1 protein-coding gene is annotated in these 552 nt (G+C 70.3%); it reads left to right on the top strand.

All coding sequences use genetic code 11. The annotated features are described in order from the left end of the window. A partial coding sequence (locus tag H926_RS34915) for a P-loop NTPase (protein ID WP_043610281.1) occupies nucleotides 1–398 on the top strand: 398 nt, incomplete at its 5' end. Nucleotides 399–552 lie beyond the last annotated feature (154 nt).

The following is a 552-nucleotide window of genomic DNA, read 5'->3' as shown; positions in this document are numbered from 1 at the left end:
CGCCCGGCACGGGCGATATCCAGTTGACCATGCTGCAGAAATACAAGCCGGCCGGGGCGGTGATCGTATCCACCCCGCAAGACCTGGCCTTGATCGACGCGACCCGCGCGATCGGGCTGTTCGACCAAGGCAAAGTACCCGTGCTGGGCCTGGTCGAGAACATGGCCGGATATCTGTGCCCGCATTGCGGCCAGGTGAGCGATCCGTTTGGCCATGGCGGCGCGGAAGTGACCGCGCGCGAACTGGGCCTGCCGTTCCTGGGCCGGGTGCCGCTCGATATCGCGATCCGCCAGAAGAGCGATGCGGGTGAGCCGCCGGCCGCCGGCGAAGGACCGCAGGCGCAGGCGTTCATGGGGCTGGCGCGCGCCGTGCTGGCGGCGCTGGACCAGACGGCCTGATCGGCCCGCAATGGCCCTGCCGCCGGCCCTTAACAGGCTGAAACCGACGCGACGCGGCGTGTTGATCGGTGCCGGGGCAGGGGGCGCCTTGATCGCCGCCTTTGCCCTGGTGCCGCGCCACTATGCCGCGCCGCTGGTGGCCGGCAAGGGCGAG

It is taken from the genome of Novosphingobium sp. B-7 (assembly GCF_000410615.1).
GTDB classification, from domain to species: domain Bacteria; phylum Pseudomonadota; class Alphaproteobacteria; order Sphingomonadales; family Sphingomonadaceae; genus Novosphingobium; species Novosphingobium capsulatum.
This window is presented reverse-complemented; position numbering and strand designations above follow the sequence as displayed.